Raw genomic sequence first — 19,033 nt, 5'->3', positions numbered from 1 at the left:
CCACCGGACACGTCTTCGAAGGCAGGAGTCAGCGTGACTCACGACGCATCGTCCGTACGCGCGCCCGAGGGCGCCGCCGCACACCCGTTCCCGGACACCGCCGGGCAGCCCCGGGACCGGGACCTGCTCGAACTGTTCGCCGAGCGGGTGCGCCGCGCCCCCGGGGCGACGGCCGTCGTCTCGGGCGGGGAGTCGCTCGACTACGGGCGGCTCGACGCCCGCGCCAACCAGCTCGCACACCACCTCCGCGCCCGTGGCGTCGGCCCTGACACGCTCGTCGGCGTCTTCGCGGAGCGCGGTGTGGAACTCGTCGTGGCGCTGCTGGGCGTGCTCAAGGCGGGCGGTGCCTACGTGCCGCTGGACCCGGACAATCCGGTCGGCCGCCTGGAGTTCGCCCTCACCGACGCGGGCGCCGCCGCCGTCGTGACCCAGGCGCACCTGCGGGATCGGCTGCCCGCGACCTCCGCGCGGGTGGTCTGCCTGGACGGTGACGGGCCGCTGATCGCGTGCGAGCCGGTCACCGCGCCCGGCCGCCAGGCGGGCCCGGCGAACCTGGCGTACGCGATCTACACCTCCGGTTCCACCGGCCGCCCCAAGGGCGTGCTGGTCGAGCGCCGGCAGCTCGCGAGCTACCTGGCGTGCTGCGAGCGCGACTACCCGGGGCTGGCGGGTACCGCCCTGCTGCACACGTCGACGTCGTTCGACCTGACGGTGACCGCGCTGTGGGGCCCTCTCGCGGCGGGCGGCCGGGTCGAGGTGGGCGAGCTGGACGGCGGACGTCCCGGCGAGGCCCGGGAGCGGCCGTCGTTCCTGAAGATCACCCCCAGTCACCTGCCGATCCTGGAGAGCCTGCCCGAGGATCGCTCACCGACCGCGGAACTGGTGATCGGCGGGGAGGCGCTGCGCGGCGAGGTGCTCGACCGGTGGCGGGCGCGGCATCCCGGCGTGACGGTGGTCAACGAGTACGGCCCCACCGAGGCGACCGTCGGCTGCGTCTCCTTCAGGGTCGAGCCCGGGGCCGGGCCGCTGTCCGGCCCCGTCGCGATCGGCAGGCCGATGCGCGGCACGCGCGCCTACGTGCTCGACCGCTCCCTGCGGCCCGTCCCCGAGGGTGTGCCCGGAGAACTGTACGTTGCCGGTGCGGGGCTGGCCCGCGGCTACCACGGCAGGCCCGGCGCGACCGCCGAGCGGTTCGTCGCCGATCCGTACGGCGGGCCGGGCGAGCGGATGTACCGCACCGGCGACCTGGTGCGGCGCCTGCCCGACGAGGACCTGGAGTACCTGGGGCGCACCGACGACCAGGTGAAGATCCGGGGCCACCGCGTCGAGCCCGGCGAGGTCGAGTCGGTGCTGGCCGGGCACCCCGGGGTCGCCCAGGTCGCCGTGGTGCCCTCGCGGGAGGGCTCGCGGGACACGCGGCTGCTGGCCTACTTCGTCCCTTCGGGCGAGACGGTCCCCGCGGCGGAGCTGCGCGAGTTCCTGGCACGGACCCTTCCGGAGCACATGATCCCCTCGGCGTTCCTCGCCCTGGACCGGCTGCCGCTGGCGGCCAGCGGCAAGCTCGACCGCGCGGCACTGCCCGCGCCGACGCGGCGGGACAGCACCGACGCCGGCTACGGCGCCCCGCGCAACGACGCGGAGAAGGCGATCGCCGAGATCTGGGCCGAGGTCCTCGGCATCGACCAGGTCGGCGTCGAGGACGACTTCTTCGAGCTCGGCGGCAATTCCCTGCTCGCCTTCCGGGTGCTCCCGCGGATCAGGGCGGCCCTCGGCGCCGACCTTCCCGCCCGCGCCCTGTTCAAGATGCGGACGATCGCCGCGCTGGCGGCGTCGGTCACCCCCGGAGGGGACGAAACGGGTGGCGCCGGCGGGACGGACGGCTCCGTCGTCCCGGTGTCCCGCGACCGGGAGCTGCCGCTGTCCTTCCCCCAGCGGCGGTTCTGGTTCTTCCACGAATTCGACCCCGACGCCACCGAGTACAACGTCCGGTTCGGCTACCGGCTGCTCGGCGAGCTGGATCCCGCCGCGCTCGAGACGGCCCTGCGCGGGTTCGTCGCACGGCACGAGTCGCTGCGCACGACCATCTCCTCGACCGGCGGCGAGCCGTTCCAGGTGGTCCACCCCGTCGGGCGTATCGAGGCCCCGCTGGTCACGATGGACGCCTCGGGGCTCGGGGAGGAGGAACTGGAGCGCCTGCTGCGCCAGGAGGTGAGCCGGCCCTTCGACCTGGCGCGCGGGCCCGTGCTCCGGACGGCCCTGCTGCGCCGGGCCGAGCACGAGCACCTGCTGGTGCTGACCGTGCACCACTCGGTGATCGACGCCTGGTCGATGGGCCTGCTCGCCGACGAGCTGAGCATGCTGTACGACGCCGCCAGGGACACCACCAGGGACGCCGCCGGGGCCGGGACCGGAGACGGCGCCGCGGACACGGGCCGGGCCGGGCCGGTGCCGCTGACCGTCCAGTACGCCGACTACGCCGTCTGGCAGCGGGAACGGTGGACCGACGAGGCCCTCCGCGGGCAGCTCGACTACTGGCGGGAGCAGCTGGCCGGGCTGTCCCCCCTCGAACTGCCCACCGACCGGCCACGTCCGCCGGTACGGTCCTCCGCCGGAGCGGCCCACCACTTCACCCTGTCCGCCGAGCTCACCGCCGCGCTCAACAGGCTCGCCGCGCGCAACGACGCCACGCTGTTCATGACGCTGACCGCCGCCTGCAAGGTGCTGCTCGCCCGCCATTCCTCCCAGCGGGACATCGCGGTCGGCACCCCCATATCCGGACGGGACCGCCCCGAGCTGGAACCGCTCGTCGGATGCTTCATCAACACCCTGGTGCTCCGGTCGGAGGTCGACGGGCGGGCGTCCTTCACCGAGTTCCTCGGCCGGGTGCGCGAGACGGTGCTCGGCGCCTTCGGCAACCAGGACGTCCCGTTCGAGCGCCTGGTGGACGAGCTGAGCGACGGGCGCGACCCGAGCCGTACCCCCCTTGTACAGGCGATGGTGGCGCTGCAGAACGTACCGGAGAGGCCGCTGACGTTCACCGGCGTGCGCACCGAGAGCTTCCGCCTCCCGCACGTGTCGTCGATCTTCGATCTCACGCTGGAGTTCGTCGAGCGCGAGGGCGCCCTGGACGTGATGGTCGAGTACGGCACCGACCTGTTCGACCGCGTGACCATCGAGCGCATGGCCGGCCACCTGGAGGTCCTGCTGGCCGCCGTGACCGAGGATCCCGACCGGCCACTCGCCCGGCTGCCGCTGCTGACCGAGGCCGAGCGGCGGGCTCTGGCCGGATGGAACGGCGCGGTCAGGGATCGCGGCGCAGCCCTCCCCGTCCACCGCGCGTTCGCCGAACGGGTGCGGCTGGCGCCGGACGCCGTCGCGCTGGAGCACCGGGACGGGACGCTGACCTACGCCGAGCTGGACGGGCGCGCCGGCCGGGTGGCCCGCCGCCTGCGCGCGCTCGGGGTGGGTCCCGGCGTGCCCGTCGTGGTGTGCGCCGAGCGCGGCCCCGAGCTGGTCGCGGGCCTCCTCGGCGTGCTGAAGGCCGGTGGCGCGTACGTGCCGCTCGACCCGGAGACCCCGGCCGCGCGGCTGGCCTACGTGGTGGCCGACACCGGCGCGCCGGTCGTGCTGACCGACCGCGCCACGGCGGCCACGGCGGCCATGGCGGCCACGGCCTCCGGCCTGAACGTCGTGACCGTGCCGCTGGACGTCCTCGCGGCGCGACCGCGCGCCGGCGGGCCGGGCGACACCGGCCGGGCGGTGCCGGGCCCGGTCACCGAGCCCGACACCGAGCCCGACACCGAGCCCGACACCGAGCCCGACACCGTGGTGGACGGCGCGGACCTGGCCTACATCGTCTACACCTCGGGCTCCTCCGGCCGTCCCAAGGGCGTGATGGTCGAGCACCGCAATCTGGCCGACCTGTGCGCCTGGCACAACGAGGCGTTCGAGGTGGTCCCCGAGGACCGCGCCTCCCAGGTCGCGTCGCTGGGATTCGACGCCGCCGTGTGGGAGCTGTGGCCCTACCTCTGCGCCGGGGCCAGGGTCGCGCTGCCGGACCGGGACACGCTGGACGACTCGGCCGCGCTGGTGGAGTGGTTCGCCCGGATGGGCACCACGATCTGCTTCCTGCCCACGCCCCGGCTGGACGCCGTGCTGGACGAGCCCGCCTTCGCGGGCACCCGGCTGCGCACGATCCTGACCGGCGGGGACGTGCTCCGCCGCCGCCCGCGCCGGGGGACGACGTACCGGCTGGTCAACAACTACGGCCCCACCGAGGCCACGGTCGTGGCCACCGCGGGTGACGTCGCGTGGCACGACGCCGGGCGGGCCGGGGCGCTGCCCCCCATCGGGTCGCCCGTCGCCAACACCGCCGCGTACGTCCTGGACGGTGACGCCAACCCGGTGCCCGTGGGGGTGGCGGGCGAACTTTACCTAGCGGGCGCCGGACTGGCCAGGGGCTACCTGAACCGGCCCGACCTGACCGCCGAGCGGTTCGTCGCCGACCCCTTCGGGGTCCCCGGCGGCCGGATGTACCGTACCGGGGACCTCGTCCGCCGGTTGCCCGGGGGCGAGCTGGAGTACCTCGGCCGTACCGACCAGCAGGTGAAGATCCGGGGTTTCCGGGTGGAGCCCGGGGAGATCGAGAGCGCGCTGCAGGGACACCCCGGCGTGGCCGAGGCCGTCGTCGTGGCCACCGCGGTCAGGCCGGGCCACGAGCGCCTGGCGCTGACGGGATACGTGGTCCCCGCGGCCGGCGCCCGGCCCGGCCCGGACGACCTGCGCGCCTTCGCGGCCACGGTCCTGCCGGACCACATGGTGCCCGCCGCGATCGTCGTCCTGGAGGAGTTCCCGCTGACCGCGCGCGGGAAGGTGGACCGCGCGGCCCTGCCGGAGCCCGGCGCGGCCGGCGGCCCGGACGGCGGCTACGTCCCGCCGGGCGATCCCGTGCAGCGGGAGCTGGCCCGGATCTGGGCCGAGGTGCTGGGCGTCGAGAGGGTCGGCGTCGAGGACGGTTTCTTCGCCCTCGGCGGCGACTCCATCCTCGCCATCCAGCTCGTGTCGAGGGCACGCGCGGCCGGGCTGCGGCTCACCTCCAGGGACCTGTTCCGCTGGCAGACGATCGCCGCGCTGAGCCCCCACGTGACCGAGGCGCGCGGCACCGCGGCCATCGGCGGTCCCGGGAGCACGCCGGACGCCGCGGGCGGGCGGGCACCGCTGACGCCCATCCAGCACTTCCTCTTCGACAGGTTCACCGTCCCCGAGGTGTTCAACCAGTTCGTCACCGTCGAACTCGCCGCCGACTTCGACGAGGCGGCCCTCCGGGCGGCGATCGCGGCGCTGGTCGAGCGGCACGACGCGCTGCGGTCTCGTTTCGAGATCGCAGAGACCGCAGAGACCGCAGGGACCTTCGGGGGAGGCGGGGGAGGCGGGGGCGGACGGTCGCAGCGCGTCGTCCCGTCCGAGGACGGCGAGATCCTGCGCCTGGCGGACCTGTCCGGCCTCGCCGGCGCGGAGCTTGACGCCGCGATGGAGCGGGAGACGGCGTCCGCGCAGGCCCGTGTCGACTTCGCGGACGGGCCGCTGGTCGCCGCCGTGCTGTTCAGGACCGGGCGCGGGCCGCGGTTGCTGCTGACCGCCCACCACCTCGTGGTGGACGGTGTGTCGTGGCGCATCCTGCTGGAGGACCTGCGCACCGCGTACGGACGACTGGTCCGGGGCGAGAGCGTCGACCTCGGCCCCGCGACGACCTCGTTCCAGGACTGGAGCCTGCGGCTGGCCGGGCATGTCCGGGCCGGGGGCTTCGACGACGAGCTGGACCACTGGGCCGGTGTGAGCGGCGCGGCGGGCGCGGCGGTGCTGCCTCTCGACGGGCCTCTCGGCGAGTCCTTCCGCGAGCGCCTCGGCGGGCGCCCCGGCGAGGCGCGGGAAGAACCTCCGGGCGGGCTCCCCAACGCCGTGCGGACCACCCGCGAGGTCTCCGTCGAGCTGGACGAGCCCACCACCCGGGCCCTGCTACGCGAGGTCCCCGACGTCTACCGCACCGAGATCACCGACGTGCTGCTGGCCGCCCTCGCCCGTGTCGTGTCCGGATGGGCCGGGCGCGACCGCCTCCTGCTCGGGCTGGAGGGCCACGGGCGCGAGGAGATCTTCCCCGACGTGGACCTCACGCGCACCGTCGGGTGGTTCACCAGCTACTTCCCCCTGCTGCTGGAGGTCCCCGGCGACGACGAGCCGGGCGTCCTCCTCAAGGCGATCAAGGAGCAGGTGCGGGCGGTCCCGCGGCGCGGCCTGGGGTACGGCGCGCTACGTTACCGGGACGGTTCCCCGCTCGCGGGAGACCCCGTCCCCCAGATCTGCCTCAACTACCTCGGCCGGTTCGACACCGAGGCCGGCGACGGGGACCTCTACCGCGAGATCTCCGGCATCGAGCTGTTCCAGGACCCGCGCGACAACCGCCCGCACGTGCTCGACGTCGTCGGCTCCGTCAGGTCCGGGCGGCTCCAGGTCACCTGGTACTACTCGCCCGACCTGCACCGGCCCGCCACCGTCGAGCGGCTGGCCCACGAGTTCGCCGCGACCGTGGAGCGGATCGTCCGGCACTGCGCCGAGCCGGGCGCGGGCGGGCGCACCCCCTCGGACTTCCCGCTGGCCCGGCTCGACCAGGCGAGCCTCGACGCGCTGGTCGGCGACGGCCGGACCGTGACGGACGTCTACCCCCTGACCCCGACCCAGAGCGGCATGCTCTTCGACAGCCTGATGACGCCGGACTCGGACGTCTACACGGCCCGGTTCGAGATGGTGATCGAGGGAGTCGCCGATCCCGAGGCGCTCGGCGAGGCCTGGCGACTCGTCGCGGAGCGGACCGAGGTCCTGCGCACCTCCGTCGCCTGGGAGGGACTCGACCACCCGCTCCAGATCGTTCACCGGCGCGCGGGACTTCCGGTCGCCCACCACGACTGGCGCGACCTGCCCGAGGCGGAGCGGCGGCCGGAGCTGGAGCGGCTGCTCGCCCTCGACAGGGAGACCGGGGTGGACCTCACCACGCCCCCGCTCACCCGGCTGGCGATCATCCGGCTCGACGACACCCGGGTACGGGTCCTGTGGACCCTGCACCACATCCTGCTGGACGGGTGGAGCGTCCACCGGCTGCTCGCGGACGTGCTCTCCTGCTACGCCGCGCACACCGAGGGACGCCCCTGGCGGCCCGAGACCCGCCGGCCCTTCCGCGACCACGTCGAGTGGCTGCTCGGCCGGGACGCGACGGTCGCCGAGACGTACTGGCGGAAGGCGCTCGCCGGGTTCACCGAGCCGACGTCCCTGCCGTACGACCGCCCACCTGCCCCCGACCACCGGCCCCGCGCGGCAGGGCGGGTGAGCGTGAGGCTGCCGGCCGCGGCCTCGCGGCGGCTCACCGAACACGCCAGGCGCGCGGGGATCACGCTGAACACCCTGGTGCAGGGCGCCTGGGGGATCCTGCTGTCCCGATACGGCGGCGCCCGCGACGTCTGTTTCGGTGCGACGGTCTCCGGCCGTCCCGCGGACCTGGCGGGCGCTGAGTCCATGATCGGTATCTTCATCGAGACGCTGCCGGTCCGGGTCGTCGTGGACGAGGGCGCGCACCTCGTGCCGTGGCTGCGCGAACTGCAGGAGGACCAGGCTCGGGCACGCGAGCACGACGCCGTGTCGCTGCCCCAGGTGCGGTCCTGGAGCGAGCTGCCGCCCGGCGCGGGGCTCTTCGACAGCATCGTGGTCTTCGAGAACTACCCGATCGACCACGCCCCGGCCGCCGCCGGAGTGCGGCTGCGCGACGTCGACGCCGCCGAGGTGAACGGCCATCCCCTCAACCTGGTCGTCTACCCGGGCGAGGAACTGTCCTTCGTGCTGCTCCACGACGAGGCGCTGTTCGACCCCCCGACGGTGCGGCGCTTCGGGGAGAACCTGACCGCGTTGCTGGAGGAGATCGCCGCCGACCCGGAACGGAGCATCCGGTCACTGCCCTCGCTGCCCCCGCGCGAGCGCCACCGGATGCTGGTGGAGTGGAACGACACGGCCACGGACGTCCCGGGCCTGTGCGTGCACCGGCTGTTCGCCGACCGGGCGCGCGCCGTCCCCGGCGAGGTGGCCGTGGTGTCGGAGGGCGAGAGCCTCACGTACGCGGACCTGGACGAGCGCTCCGACAGGCTGGCGCGCCACCTGGTGTCGCTGGGAGTGGCCGCGGAGTCGCGGGTGGCGGTGTTCCAGGCCCGCTCCGCCGACGCGCTGGTCTCGATGCTCGCCGTGCTCAAGGCGGGAGGCGCCTACGTCCCGTTGCACCCGAGCTACCCGCCCGACCGGCTGAGCTGGATCCTGCGGGACACCGAGGCGGTGGCGGTGCTGACGGACCGGGCGGCGCTCCCGCGGATCTCCGGGGTCTCCGGGGTCGCAACCCCGGGGGCCGCGGGCGGCGAGGAGGTGCCGTTGGTCCCGTTGGTCCCGTTGGTCCCGTTGGTCGTGGTGGACGGCGACGAGGTCCCGGACGGACCCCCGCTCCCGGACGGACCCCCGCCCGGCGGCCAGGCCGTCGCGGACCCCGACCGGCTGGCGTACGTGATGTACACCTCCGGTTCGACCGGGGTGCCCAAGGGCGTGGCGGTCACCCACCGCAACATCGTGAGCCTGGCAGCGGACCGGCGGTGGCGATCGGGAGGGCACGAGCGTGTCCTGTTCCACTCCCCGCACGCCTTCGACGCCGCCACCTACGAGATGTGGGTCCCCCTGCTGGCCGGTGGCCGGGTGGTGATCGCGGAGGGCGAGCTGAACGCGGAGAGCGTACGGCGGCTGGTCACCGCGCACGGCGTCACCGGGATGTTCCTCACCACGGCGCTGTTCAACCTCTTCGCCGAGGAGCAGCCCGGATGCTTCGCCGGCCTGCGCGAGGTGTGGACGGGAGGCGAGGCCGCCTCACCGGCGGCGTTCCTGCGGGTGATGGAGCACTGCCCGGGAACGGCGGTCCACCATGTCTACGGCCCCACGGAGAGCACCACCTTCGCCACCTGCCGCGAGATGACGCCGCGGCTCGCCGGTGCGGGTGTCGTGCCGATCGGCCGGCCGATGGACAACACGCGCGCCTACGTGCTGGACCACAACCTCGCGCCCGTGCCGCCCGGCGCCCCCGGCGAGCTGTACCTGGCGGGAAGCGGTCTGGCCAGAGGGTATCTCGGCCGGCCCGCGCTCACCGCCGAGCGGTTCGTCGCCGACCCGTTCGGTGCCGGGGGCCTGCTGTACCGCACCGGCGACAGGGTCCGCTGGAGCGCCGGCGGCGACGGCGGCGACGGCGGCTGGGACATCGAGTTCCTCGGCCGCGCCGACGACCAGGTGAAGATCCGCGGCTTCCGCATCGAGACGGGAGAGGTCGAGGCCGCGCTGCACGCCCGCCCCGACGTGGCCGAGGCGGTGGTCGTCGCCCGCGAGGAGGCCGCCGGGCGCAGGTATCTCGTGGGCTACCTGGTGCCGGCCACGGGACACGCCCCGCCGTCACCGGCCGAGCTGGCCGAGGCGCTGGCCGAGCGGCTCCCCTCCTACGCGGTCCCCTCCGTGTTCGTGACCCTGGACCGGCTGCCGCTGAACGCCAACGGCAAGGTGGACCGCCGGGCGCTGCCGGAGCCGGAGTCCAGGCCGGTCGCGCGCGCCGGTTACGTGGCCCCGCGCAACCCGACCGAGGAGGCTCTCGGCCGGATCTGGGCGGAGGTGCTCGCGGTCGAGCGGGTCGGGGCGCACGACGACTTCTTCGAACTGGGCGGCGACTCCATCACCAGCCTGCGGGTGGCCTCCAGGGTGCGGCGCGCGTTCGATGTCGAGATCTCCCCGAGGGAGCTCTTCGCCGCCCCGACCGTCGGCGCCCTGGCGGAGGTCCTGCAGGACAAGATCCTGGCGTCCTTCGAAGAGATCGTCCAGGGCCGGAACTCGTGAACAGGCCAGCCGACCCCGAACGGGAGAACGCCATGAACGCCCCCTCTTCGCGTGACGGCCGCATGGCCGCCCTGCCCGCGCACCTGCGCGAGGCGATGCGACGGCGGCTGGCCGGTGAGAGCCCGGCCTCCCCGGAGGCGGAGGAGATCCCGCGCACCCCTCCGGGGGGGACGTCGCCGCAGTCGCCCGCCCAGCAGCGGCTCTGGTTCAGGTACGAGATGGATCCGGACAGCGCCGAGTACATCGTCCCCCTGGTACTGCGGCTGACCGGTGACCTGGACGTCGGCGTGCTCACCCTCGCCGTGAACCGCCTGGTGGACCGGCACGAGTCGCTGCGCACCACCTTCGACTCGGTGAACGGCCTGGGCGTGCAGACCGTGCACCCCGCCACGGAGGTGCCGATCCAGGTCACCGAGGCGCACGTGCCTCCCGGCGGCGACCGCGAGGCCACGCTGCGCGGGTGGCTCCTGCGGGAGGCGGCGCGCCCCTTCGACCTGCGCCGGGGGCCGGTGTTCCGGGCCGGCCTGCTCAGGCTCGGCCCCGGCGAGCACGTGCTGGCCTTCAGCACGCACCACATCGTCACCGACGGCTGGTCCATGGGGGTGTTCGCCGACGAGCTGAACGCCCTGTACGCGGCCGGCGTCCGGGGCGAGCCGTCGCCGCTGCCGCCGCTGCCGCTGCGCTACGCCGACTTCGCCTCCTGGCAGCGGGACCGTGTGTCGGGCACGGCGCTCGACGACCGGCTCGCCCACTGGCGTGAGCGGCTCGACGGGCTGGCCCCGCTCGACCTGCCCACCGACCGGCCGCGACCGCCGATCAGGTCCTCCGCGGGCGCGGTCCACGTCTTCGAGGTGCCCCCCGAGGTGGTGTCGCGGCTGAGGGAGGTGGGCCGCGAGCACGGCGCCACCCTGTTCATGACCCTGGTCGCCGCGGTGCAGATCCTGCTCGCGCGCTACTCGGGACAGCGGGACGTCGCGGTCGCCACCGCGACCAGCGGCCGCAACCGGGTCGAACTGGAGAGGCTGATCGGTTTCTTCGTCAACACCCTGGTGCTGCGCTGCCAGGTCGACGAGTCCGTGCCGTTCACCGCCTTCCTCGGCACGGCCCGCTCCACCGTGCTGGACGCCTTCGACAACGACGAGGTGCCCTTCCAGCGGCTCGTGGAGGTCCTGCGGCCCGAGCGCGACCCCAGCCGGCTCCCGCTCGCCGAGGTCGCGGTCAACCTGCAGAACGCGCCAGGGGGGAGGGTCGAGCTGCCCGGCGTACAGGTCGAGGAGATCCGCCCGCCGGTGCTGGTGGCGCCCATGGACCTCTCGTTCGACTTCTACGAGCGCGACGGTGCGCTCGTCACCCACCTCGGCTACGGCACGGACCTGTTCGAGGCGGCCACCGCCGAGCGCGTGGCAGGTCACCTGCTGACGCTCCTGACGGCGATCGCGGACGCCCCCGACCGGCCGATCGCCGACCTTCCCCTGCTGAGCGCCGCCGAGTACCGCCTGCTGACCGACACGTGGTGCGGCGAGGGCGGCGGCCCCGAGCCTCGTACGGTCCCCGAGATGTTCGCCGAGCAGGTCGCGGCCGACCCCTCGGCCGTCGCCCTCGTCCACGCCGGGCGGAGCCTCACCTACGGCGAGCTGGACGAGCGGGCGGACCGGCTGGCCCGGTTGCTGGCAGGCCGGGGCGCCGGACCCGAACGGATCGTCGCGGTGGCCGTCCCCCGGTCGGCCAAGACCGTCGTCGCGATCCTCGCCGTCCTGAAGAGCGGTGCCGCGTACCTGCCGCTGGACCTGGACTACCCCGAGGAACGCGTCCGGGCGATGGTCGGGGACGCCGAGCCGATCCTCACCCTGACCACCGCGGAGGAGGCGGACCGGCTGCCGGCGGGGATTCCCCTCCTCGTGCTGGACGCGCCGGACACCGCCGCCGCCCTCGCCCCGGCGGAAGCCGCCCCTGACGGCCCTGCGGACGACGGCCCGGTGGACGACGGCCCGGTGGAGGCGGCCCGCCAGGACCCCGCGCATCCCGCCTACGTGATCTACACCTCCGGTTCCACCGGCCGCCCCAAGGCGGTCGTGGTCCCTCACACGGGCCTGTACGACATGGTGCTCACCCAGCGGGAGCGGCTGGGCGCGGGCCCGGGGACGCGGGTGCTGCAGTTCGCCTCCTTCAGTTTCGACGGGGCCTTCTGGGAGTTGATGCTCGCCCTCCTGTCCGGCGGCACGCTGGTCGTCGCCACCTCCGAGGAGCGGGCGCCCGGACCTCCGCTGGCCGAGTTGATCGAAAGGGAGGGGCTCACCCACCTCACCCTGCCCCCGACCGCGCTGACCGTGCTGCCCGCCGACGCCGTGCCCGAAGGGACGGTCCTGGTCGTCGCGGGCGAGGCCTGCCCTCCCGGGCTGGTGCGGACCTGGTCGGCCGGACGGCGGATGTTCAACGGCTACGGGCCGACCGAGTCCACGATCGGCGCCACCATGACCCAGGCGCTGACCCCCGACGACGGCCGCACCGCGGCGGTGCCCATCGGCCGCCCGTTCCGCAGCGTCCGCGCCTACGTGCTGGACGAGCGGCTGCGCCCGGCGCCCGTCGGGGTTCCCGGCGAGCTCTACCTCGCCGGACCCCGGCTGGCCCGCGGGTACCTGCGCCGTCCCGGGCTGACCGGCGAACGTTTCGTCGCCGACCCCTACGGCCCGCCCGGCACCCGCATGTACCGCACCGGCGACCGCGCACGCCGGCTGCCCGGCGGCGAGCTGGAGTACGCGGGCCGCGCCGACGACCAGGTCAAGATCAGGGGATTCCGGGTCGAACTCGGCGAGGTCGAGGCGGCCCTGGCCGGGCACCCCGCCGTGGACGAGGCCGCGGTGGCGGTCAGGACCGGCGCCCGGGGCGACCGGCGTCTGGTCGCCTACCTCGTTCCCGCGGACTCCGGCGCCCCCGCCCTGGCGGAGCTGCGCGCCTTCCTGCGTGCCACGTTGCCCGAGCACATGGTGCCCTCGGCGTTCGTCGTGCTGGAACGCCTGCCGCTGACCGTCAACGGCAAGGTGGACAGGCGGGCGCTGCCCGCGCCCACGGGGGACCGTGAGGCCGGGACGCGCTACGTCGAGCCCCGCACGCCCGCCGAGCGGATCCTCGCCGAGGTCTGGTCCGAGCTGCTCGGCGTGGACCGGGTGGGCGTGGACGACAACTTCTTCGACCTCGGCGGCGACTCCATCCTGGGCCTGCGGGTCGTGGCCCGCGCCCGCGAGGCCGGGTTGCGCGTGACGGCCAAGCAGACCTTCCTGCGCCAGACCGTCGCCGAACTGGCCGCGGAGGCGGTCGCGGAGGAACCGCGGCGTGCCGAGCAGCGGGCCGTGTCGGGGGAGGTGCCGCTCACCCCCGTCCAGCACTGGTTCTTCGAGAACTTCATGGACAGCGTGGACCGGTTCAACCAGGCGGTGTTCCTCGAACTCGCACAGGAGCCCGACGAGGAGGCGCTGCGCGCCGCCCTGGCCGCGCTGCTCGCCCACCACGACGCCCTGCGCCTGCGCGCCGGGCGCGAGGGCGGGGAGTGGCGGCAGCACAACGCCGCCGCGGAGGGCGGCGACCCGCTGCGGCGGATCGACCTGTCGGGAACCGGCGACGCCGACCGGGAGGCGCGGATGCGCGAGGCCGTGCTGGCCGCGCAGGAGGGGTTCCGGCTGGAGACCGGCCCCCTGTTCAGGGCGCTGCTCTTCGTGCTCGGCGAGGGGCGCCGTCCCCGGCTGTTCCTGGTGGCCCACCATCTCGTGGTCGACGCCGTCTCCTGGCAGATCCTGCTGCCCGACCTGGAGGACGCCTACCGGCAGGCCGCGGCGGGCCGCGACGTCCGGCTCCCCGCCAAGACGACCTCCTTCCAGGAGTGGGCGCGGCGTCTGGCCGACCACGTGGCGGCCGGTGCCCTCGACCACGAGCTGGACCACTGGACCCGCCTGGACGAGACCGCGGCCAAGGTCGCCGCGCTGCCGGTGGACATCGCCGACCGGCACGACCGGCACGACGGGCCTGACCGGAATGCCGGGCACGCCGGGCACGCCGGGCACGCCGGGCACGCCGGGAACACGGTCGCGTCCATGCGTACCGTGACCGCACGCCTGGGCGCGCAGAGCACCCGGGCGCTGCTGCGCGACGTGCCGGAGGTCTACCGGACCCGGATCAACGACGTGCTGCTCGCGGCGCTGGGCAGGGTGCTGTGCGAGTGGACCGGCGAGGACATCGCCCTGGTCGAGGTGGAGGGACACGGTCGCGTCGACCTGTTCCCCGACGTCGACCTCTCGCGGACCGTCGGCTGGTTCACCACCGTCTTCCCCGTCGCGCTGAGCCTCCCGCCCGTGCCCGGCTGGAGGGAGACGCTCATGTCGGTCAAGGAGCAGCTCCGCGCGGTGCCGGGTGACGGGCTGGGGTACGGCGCGCTGCGCCATCTCGGCGCGCCCGGCCGCGCTCCGGGCGCGAGCAGGCATCCGGAGGTGGGGTTCAACTACCTCGGGCGGCTCGACGCCGGATCCGGCGGGCGCGGCGGGCTCGTCGCCGGGCGGCTTCCCCACCCCGGTGCGGAGCGCAGCCCCGGGCAGGCCAGGCGGCACTTGCTGGAGATCACCGGGTTCGTCGACGGCGACGAGCTCGAGTTCCGCTGGGCGTACTCCGCCGCCGTCCACCACGAGGAGACCGTCGAGGCCCTGGCGGCGCGGATGACGTCCGCCCTGGAAGGGATCGCCGCGCACTGCGCGGAACCGGGTGCGGGCGGCTGCACCCCCTCCGACTTCCCGCTCGCCGCGCTCGACCAGGCCACGGTGGACAGGCTGGCCGGGGACGGCCGGTCCGTGGAGGACATCTACCCGCTGACACCCATGCAGAGCGGCATGCTCTTCCACTCGCTGGCCGAGCCCGGCGCCGACATCTACGCCGGCCACTTCTCGATGGTGCTGGAGGGGGTCACCGACGCGGAGACGCTGGCCGAGGCGTGGCAGCGGGTCGTCGACCGCACGCCCGCCCTGCGTACGGCGGTGATCTGGGAGGGCGTCCCCGAGCCCGTGCAGGTCGTCCGCCGGGGGGTGCGGGTCCCCGTCACCCACCACGACCTGCGTGACCTGCCGGAACCGGAGCGGGAGGAGGCGGTGCGGAGGCTGTGGGAGAGCCGGGCCGAGCGGCGGCTGGACCTGGGCGTCGCGCCGCTGACCCGGCTGGACCTCGTGCGGCTGTCGGACAGCGAGGTGCAGCTCCTGTGGGCGGCGCACCACATGATGCTGGACGGCTGGAGCTCCTCGCACGTGCTGTCGGAGGTGTTCGAGCAGTACGCGGCCCTCACCGGCGGGCACGCGGGCGCGGTGACGCCTCGCCCGCCGTACCGGGACTACGTCGGGTGGCTGGCGCGCCAGGACCGGGCCGAGGCGGAGAGGTACTGGCGGGGGGTGCTCGCGGGCATGACCGCGCCGACCCCGCTGCCGTTCGACCGGCCGGTGGCGCGGGCACACGGGGCGCGCTCCTCCAGGGAGATCCGGTCGCGGCTGCCGGGGGAGCTGTCCGGCAGGCTGTACGAGTGCGCCAGGAACGCCCGGCTGACCGTCAACACCCTGGTGCAGGGCGCGTGGGCGCTGCTGCTGTCCCGCTACGGCGGGGAGCGGGACGTCTGCTTCGGGGCGACGGTCTCCGGCCGTCCCGCCGGGCTTCCCGGCTCGGAGTCGATCATCGGGTTGTTCGTCGACGTCGTGCCCGTCAGGATCGACGTGGACGGTGCCGAGCCGGTGACGTCGTGGCTGCGGCGCCTCCAGGAGGCGCAGGCCGGGTCCCGCGAGTACGAGTACCTGTCGATGGCGCAGATCCACGCGTGCGCCGAGGTGCCCAGGGGCACCAACCTGTTCGACAGCGTCGTGGTGTTCGAGAACTACCCGTACGACCCCGACGCGGCGGCCAGGCACGGGCTTCGCGTGCGCGATCACCGGGGCGACGAGCAGACCAACTACCCGCTCACCCTCACCGCCCACGCGGCGCGGGAGCTGACCCTGGCGCTGGGGTACGACCCCACCCTGTTCGACGAGCCGACCGTGGAACGCATGGCCGGGCACCTGGAGACGATCCTCGGCGCGATCGCCGCGACCCCGGCGAGCCCGGTGGCGGACCTGCCCCTGCTCACCGCGTCCGAGCGGGAACGCTTCCTGGGGGAGTGGAACGGCCCCGTCGTGGAGTTCCCGCCCGCCGGGTGCGTCCACGAGCTGTTCACCGCGCGGGCCGGGCTCACCCCGGACGCCGTCGCCGTCAGCTGCGGCGAGGACGCGCTGACCTTCGCCGGGCTGGAGGAGCGGGCCAACCGGCTGGCACACCGCCTGGTGGAGCTGGGGGTGGTTCCCGGCGTGCTGGTGGGGGTGTGCGTCGAGCGCGGCGTGGACGCGATGGTCGCGCTGCTGGGGGTGTTGAAGGCGGGCGGTGCGTTCGTGCCGCTCGACCCCGACTACCCGCCCGCGATGCTGGCGACGATGCTGCAGGACGCGTCGGCGCCGGTGGTGGTGACCCAGGAACGGCTGCTGGACCGGGTCGCGCCGTCCGCCTCGTCCGGGACGCCCCCGGTCTCCGTCGTGTTCCTGGACCGGGACCGGCCCGCCCTCGACCGGCTGCCCGCGTCGCCGCCGGACGTCGCCGTGACACCGGCCGACCTGGCCTACGTCGTCTACACCTCGGGATCCACCGGCCGCCCGAAGGGCGTGATGGTCGAGCATCGCAACGTTCACCACATGGTGCGCGCCTGGGACGCCCGCTACGGCCTGTCCGGTACGCGGCCACGCTCCCTGTCGGTGTCGAGCCTGTCGGTGGACCTGTTCTTCGGCGACTTCCTGCTGTCCGCCCTGTTCGGCGGGACGATGGAGGTGTGCCCGGCCGAGGCGGTGGCGGACCCGCCCGTCCTGCTGGACATCCTTGCCCGTACCGGGGCGGAGATCCTGGTGACGGTCCCGTCGCTGGCCAGGGCACTGGTCCAGGAGGCCGGGCGGCGCGGCGTGCGGCTCGACTCGCTGCGCGTCCTCATGGTCGGCTCCGAGGGCTGGCCCGCGGGCGACTCCGAGGAGGTGCTGCGCGGGGTGGGCCGGGACACCGTGGTCGTCAACGCCTACGGCGCCACCGAGACGACCGTGGACTCCACGGTCTTCCAGCTCGGCGGCGACCCCGTGGGGGACGCGGCCTTCGTGCCCATCGGGCGCCCGCTGGTCAACACCACCGTCTACGTGCTGGACGGGCAGGGGCGCCCGGTGCCGCTCGGTGTCACCGGGGAGCTCTACATCGGCGGCGGCGGGGTGGCGCGGGGCTACTGGAACCGCGCGGAACTGTCCGCGGAGCGGTTCCTGAAGGATCCGTTCGCCCCCGGCGGCGAGGGCCGGATGTACCGTACCGGGGACCTGGTGCGCCGGCGCGCCGACGGGAACCTGGAGTTCCTGGGCCGGGCCGACGACCAGGTCAAGATCAGGGGCTTCCGTGTGGAGCTGGGAGAGATCGAGTCGGCCCTGGCCCGCCACCCCCGTGTCGCCGCCGCCGCGGTCGCCGCCTGGGAGGACGCCCCGGGACGCACCCGGCTGACCGGCTACGCGGTGCCCTCGGGCGAGGCGGTGGACGCGGCGGAGCTCAAGGCGTTCCTGGCCGGGGTCCTTCCGGCGCACGCGGTGCCGTCCGCGTTCGTGACCCTGGACGCGCTGCCGCTGAACCCGAGCGGGACGGTGAACCGCCGCGTGCTGCCCGACCCCGGCAGGGCCGCCGACACCGGCACGGTGTACGTCGCCCCGCGCGACGCGACCGAACGCGCGCTGGCCGCCATCTGGGCCGAGGTGCTCCAGGTGGACGTCGCCCGGGTCGGGATGGACGACAGCTTCTTCGACCTCGGTGGCGACTCGATCCTCAGCATCCAGATCATCTCGCGGGTCCGGGCCGCCTTCGGCTCGGCACCGCCGCCCCGGCAGCTCTTCGACACGCCCACCGTCGCGACGCTCGCCCCGCTGCTCCGCGGCGGCGGCCCCGGCGAGGGGCCGGCCGCGATCGGGGTGGTGGACCGCGACGACGACCTCCCGCTGTCGTTCGCCCAGCAGCGCCTGTGGTTCCTCGACGCGTTCGACCCCGGAGGCACCGGATACAACACGGCCCTCGCGCTGCGGCTCCGCGGTGTGCTCGACACCGGCGCGGCGTCGGCCGCCCTGCGGAGCCTGGTGCGGCGGCACGAGTCGCTGCGCACCACGTTCGGCGACGCCGAGGGCCGAGGCTCCCAGACGATCCACCCGCTCTCCGAGGCGACCTCGACGACGGACGCGGAGGCGATCCTCGAATCGATCGACCTTCGCGGGACGCCCGCGCAGGAGCGCGAGGCCGGGATGTGGCGGTGCCTGGAGGAGGAGGCCTCCCGCCCCTTCGACCTGCGGCACGGCCCGCTGTTCCGGGCCGTGCTGATCCGTCTCGACGACGCCGACCAGGTACTGGCGCTGCTCATGCACCACATCGTGACCGACGGCTGGTCCATGGGGGTGCTCGCCGAGGACTTCGCCGCCTTCTACTCCCTCGAGGTGAACGGCCCCGACGGGGCGGGCGGCGGGCGGCGGGAGCCGGCACCGCTTCCCCTGCGGTACGCGGATTTCGCCGCCTGGCAGCGGGAACTGCTGGAGGGCCCGGCACTCGACGAGCACCTCGGCTACTGGAGGCGGCGGCTCGACGGGATGGCCCCGCTGGCCCTGCCCGTGGACCGGCCGCGGCCCGTCGTGCGCGCCACCGCGGGCGCGACGCACACGACGGAGATGCCGCCCGAGGTCGTGGACCGGCTGCGGGCCGTCGCGCGCGGCCACGACGCCACCCTGTTCATGGTCCTGGTCGCTGCCACGCAGGTGCTGCTCGCGCGCTACTGCGGCCAGCGGGACGTCGCGGTGGGCACGGCGACGTCCGGCCGTAACAGGACCGAGCTGGAGGGACTGGTCGGGTTCTTCGTCAACACCGTGGTGCTGCGGTCCCGGGTGGAGGAGTCCTCCTCCTTCGCGGGGGGGGGGGGCGGGGGGCGGCCCGCCCGGGGGGGGGGGGGGGGCCCCCCACCCCCCCCCCCACAACGGCGAGC

General features: G+C 74.7%; 2 protein-coding genes. Both read left to right on the top strand.

Features of this window, described 5'->3' with window-relative positions; translation table 11 throughout:
• Positions 1 to 33: 33 nt before the first annotated feature.
• Positions 34 to 9,951, top strand: a complete 9,918-nt coding sequence (locus tag ACIBCT_RS15775; protein WP_399188942.1) for an amino acid adenylation domain-containing protein — start codon at positions 34 to 36, stop codon at positions 9,949 to 9,951.
• A 32-nt stretch (positions 9,952 to 9,983) separates the two neighbouring features.
• A partial coding sequence (locus ACIBCT_RS15770; RefSeq protein WP_399188940.1) for an amino acid adenylation domain-containing protein occupies positions 9,984 to 19,033 on the top strand: 9,050 nt, incomplete at its 3' end.

Source organism: Streptosporangium sp. NPDC050855 (assembly GCF_044456585.1).
Taxonomy (GTDB): Bacteria; Actinomycetota; Actinomycetes; order Streptosporangiales; family Streptosporangiaceae; genus Streptosporangium; species Streptosporangium longisporum.
This window is presented reverse-complemented; position numbering and strand designations above follow the sequence as displayed.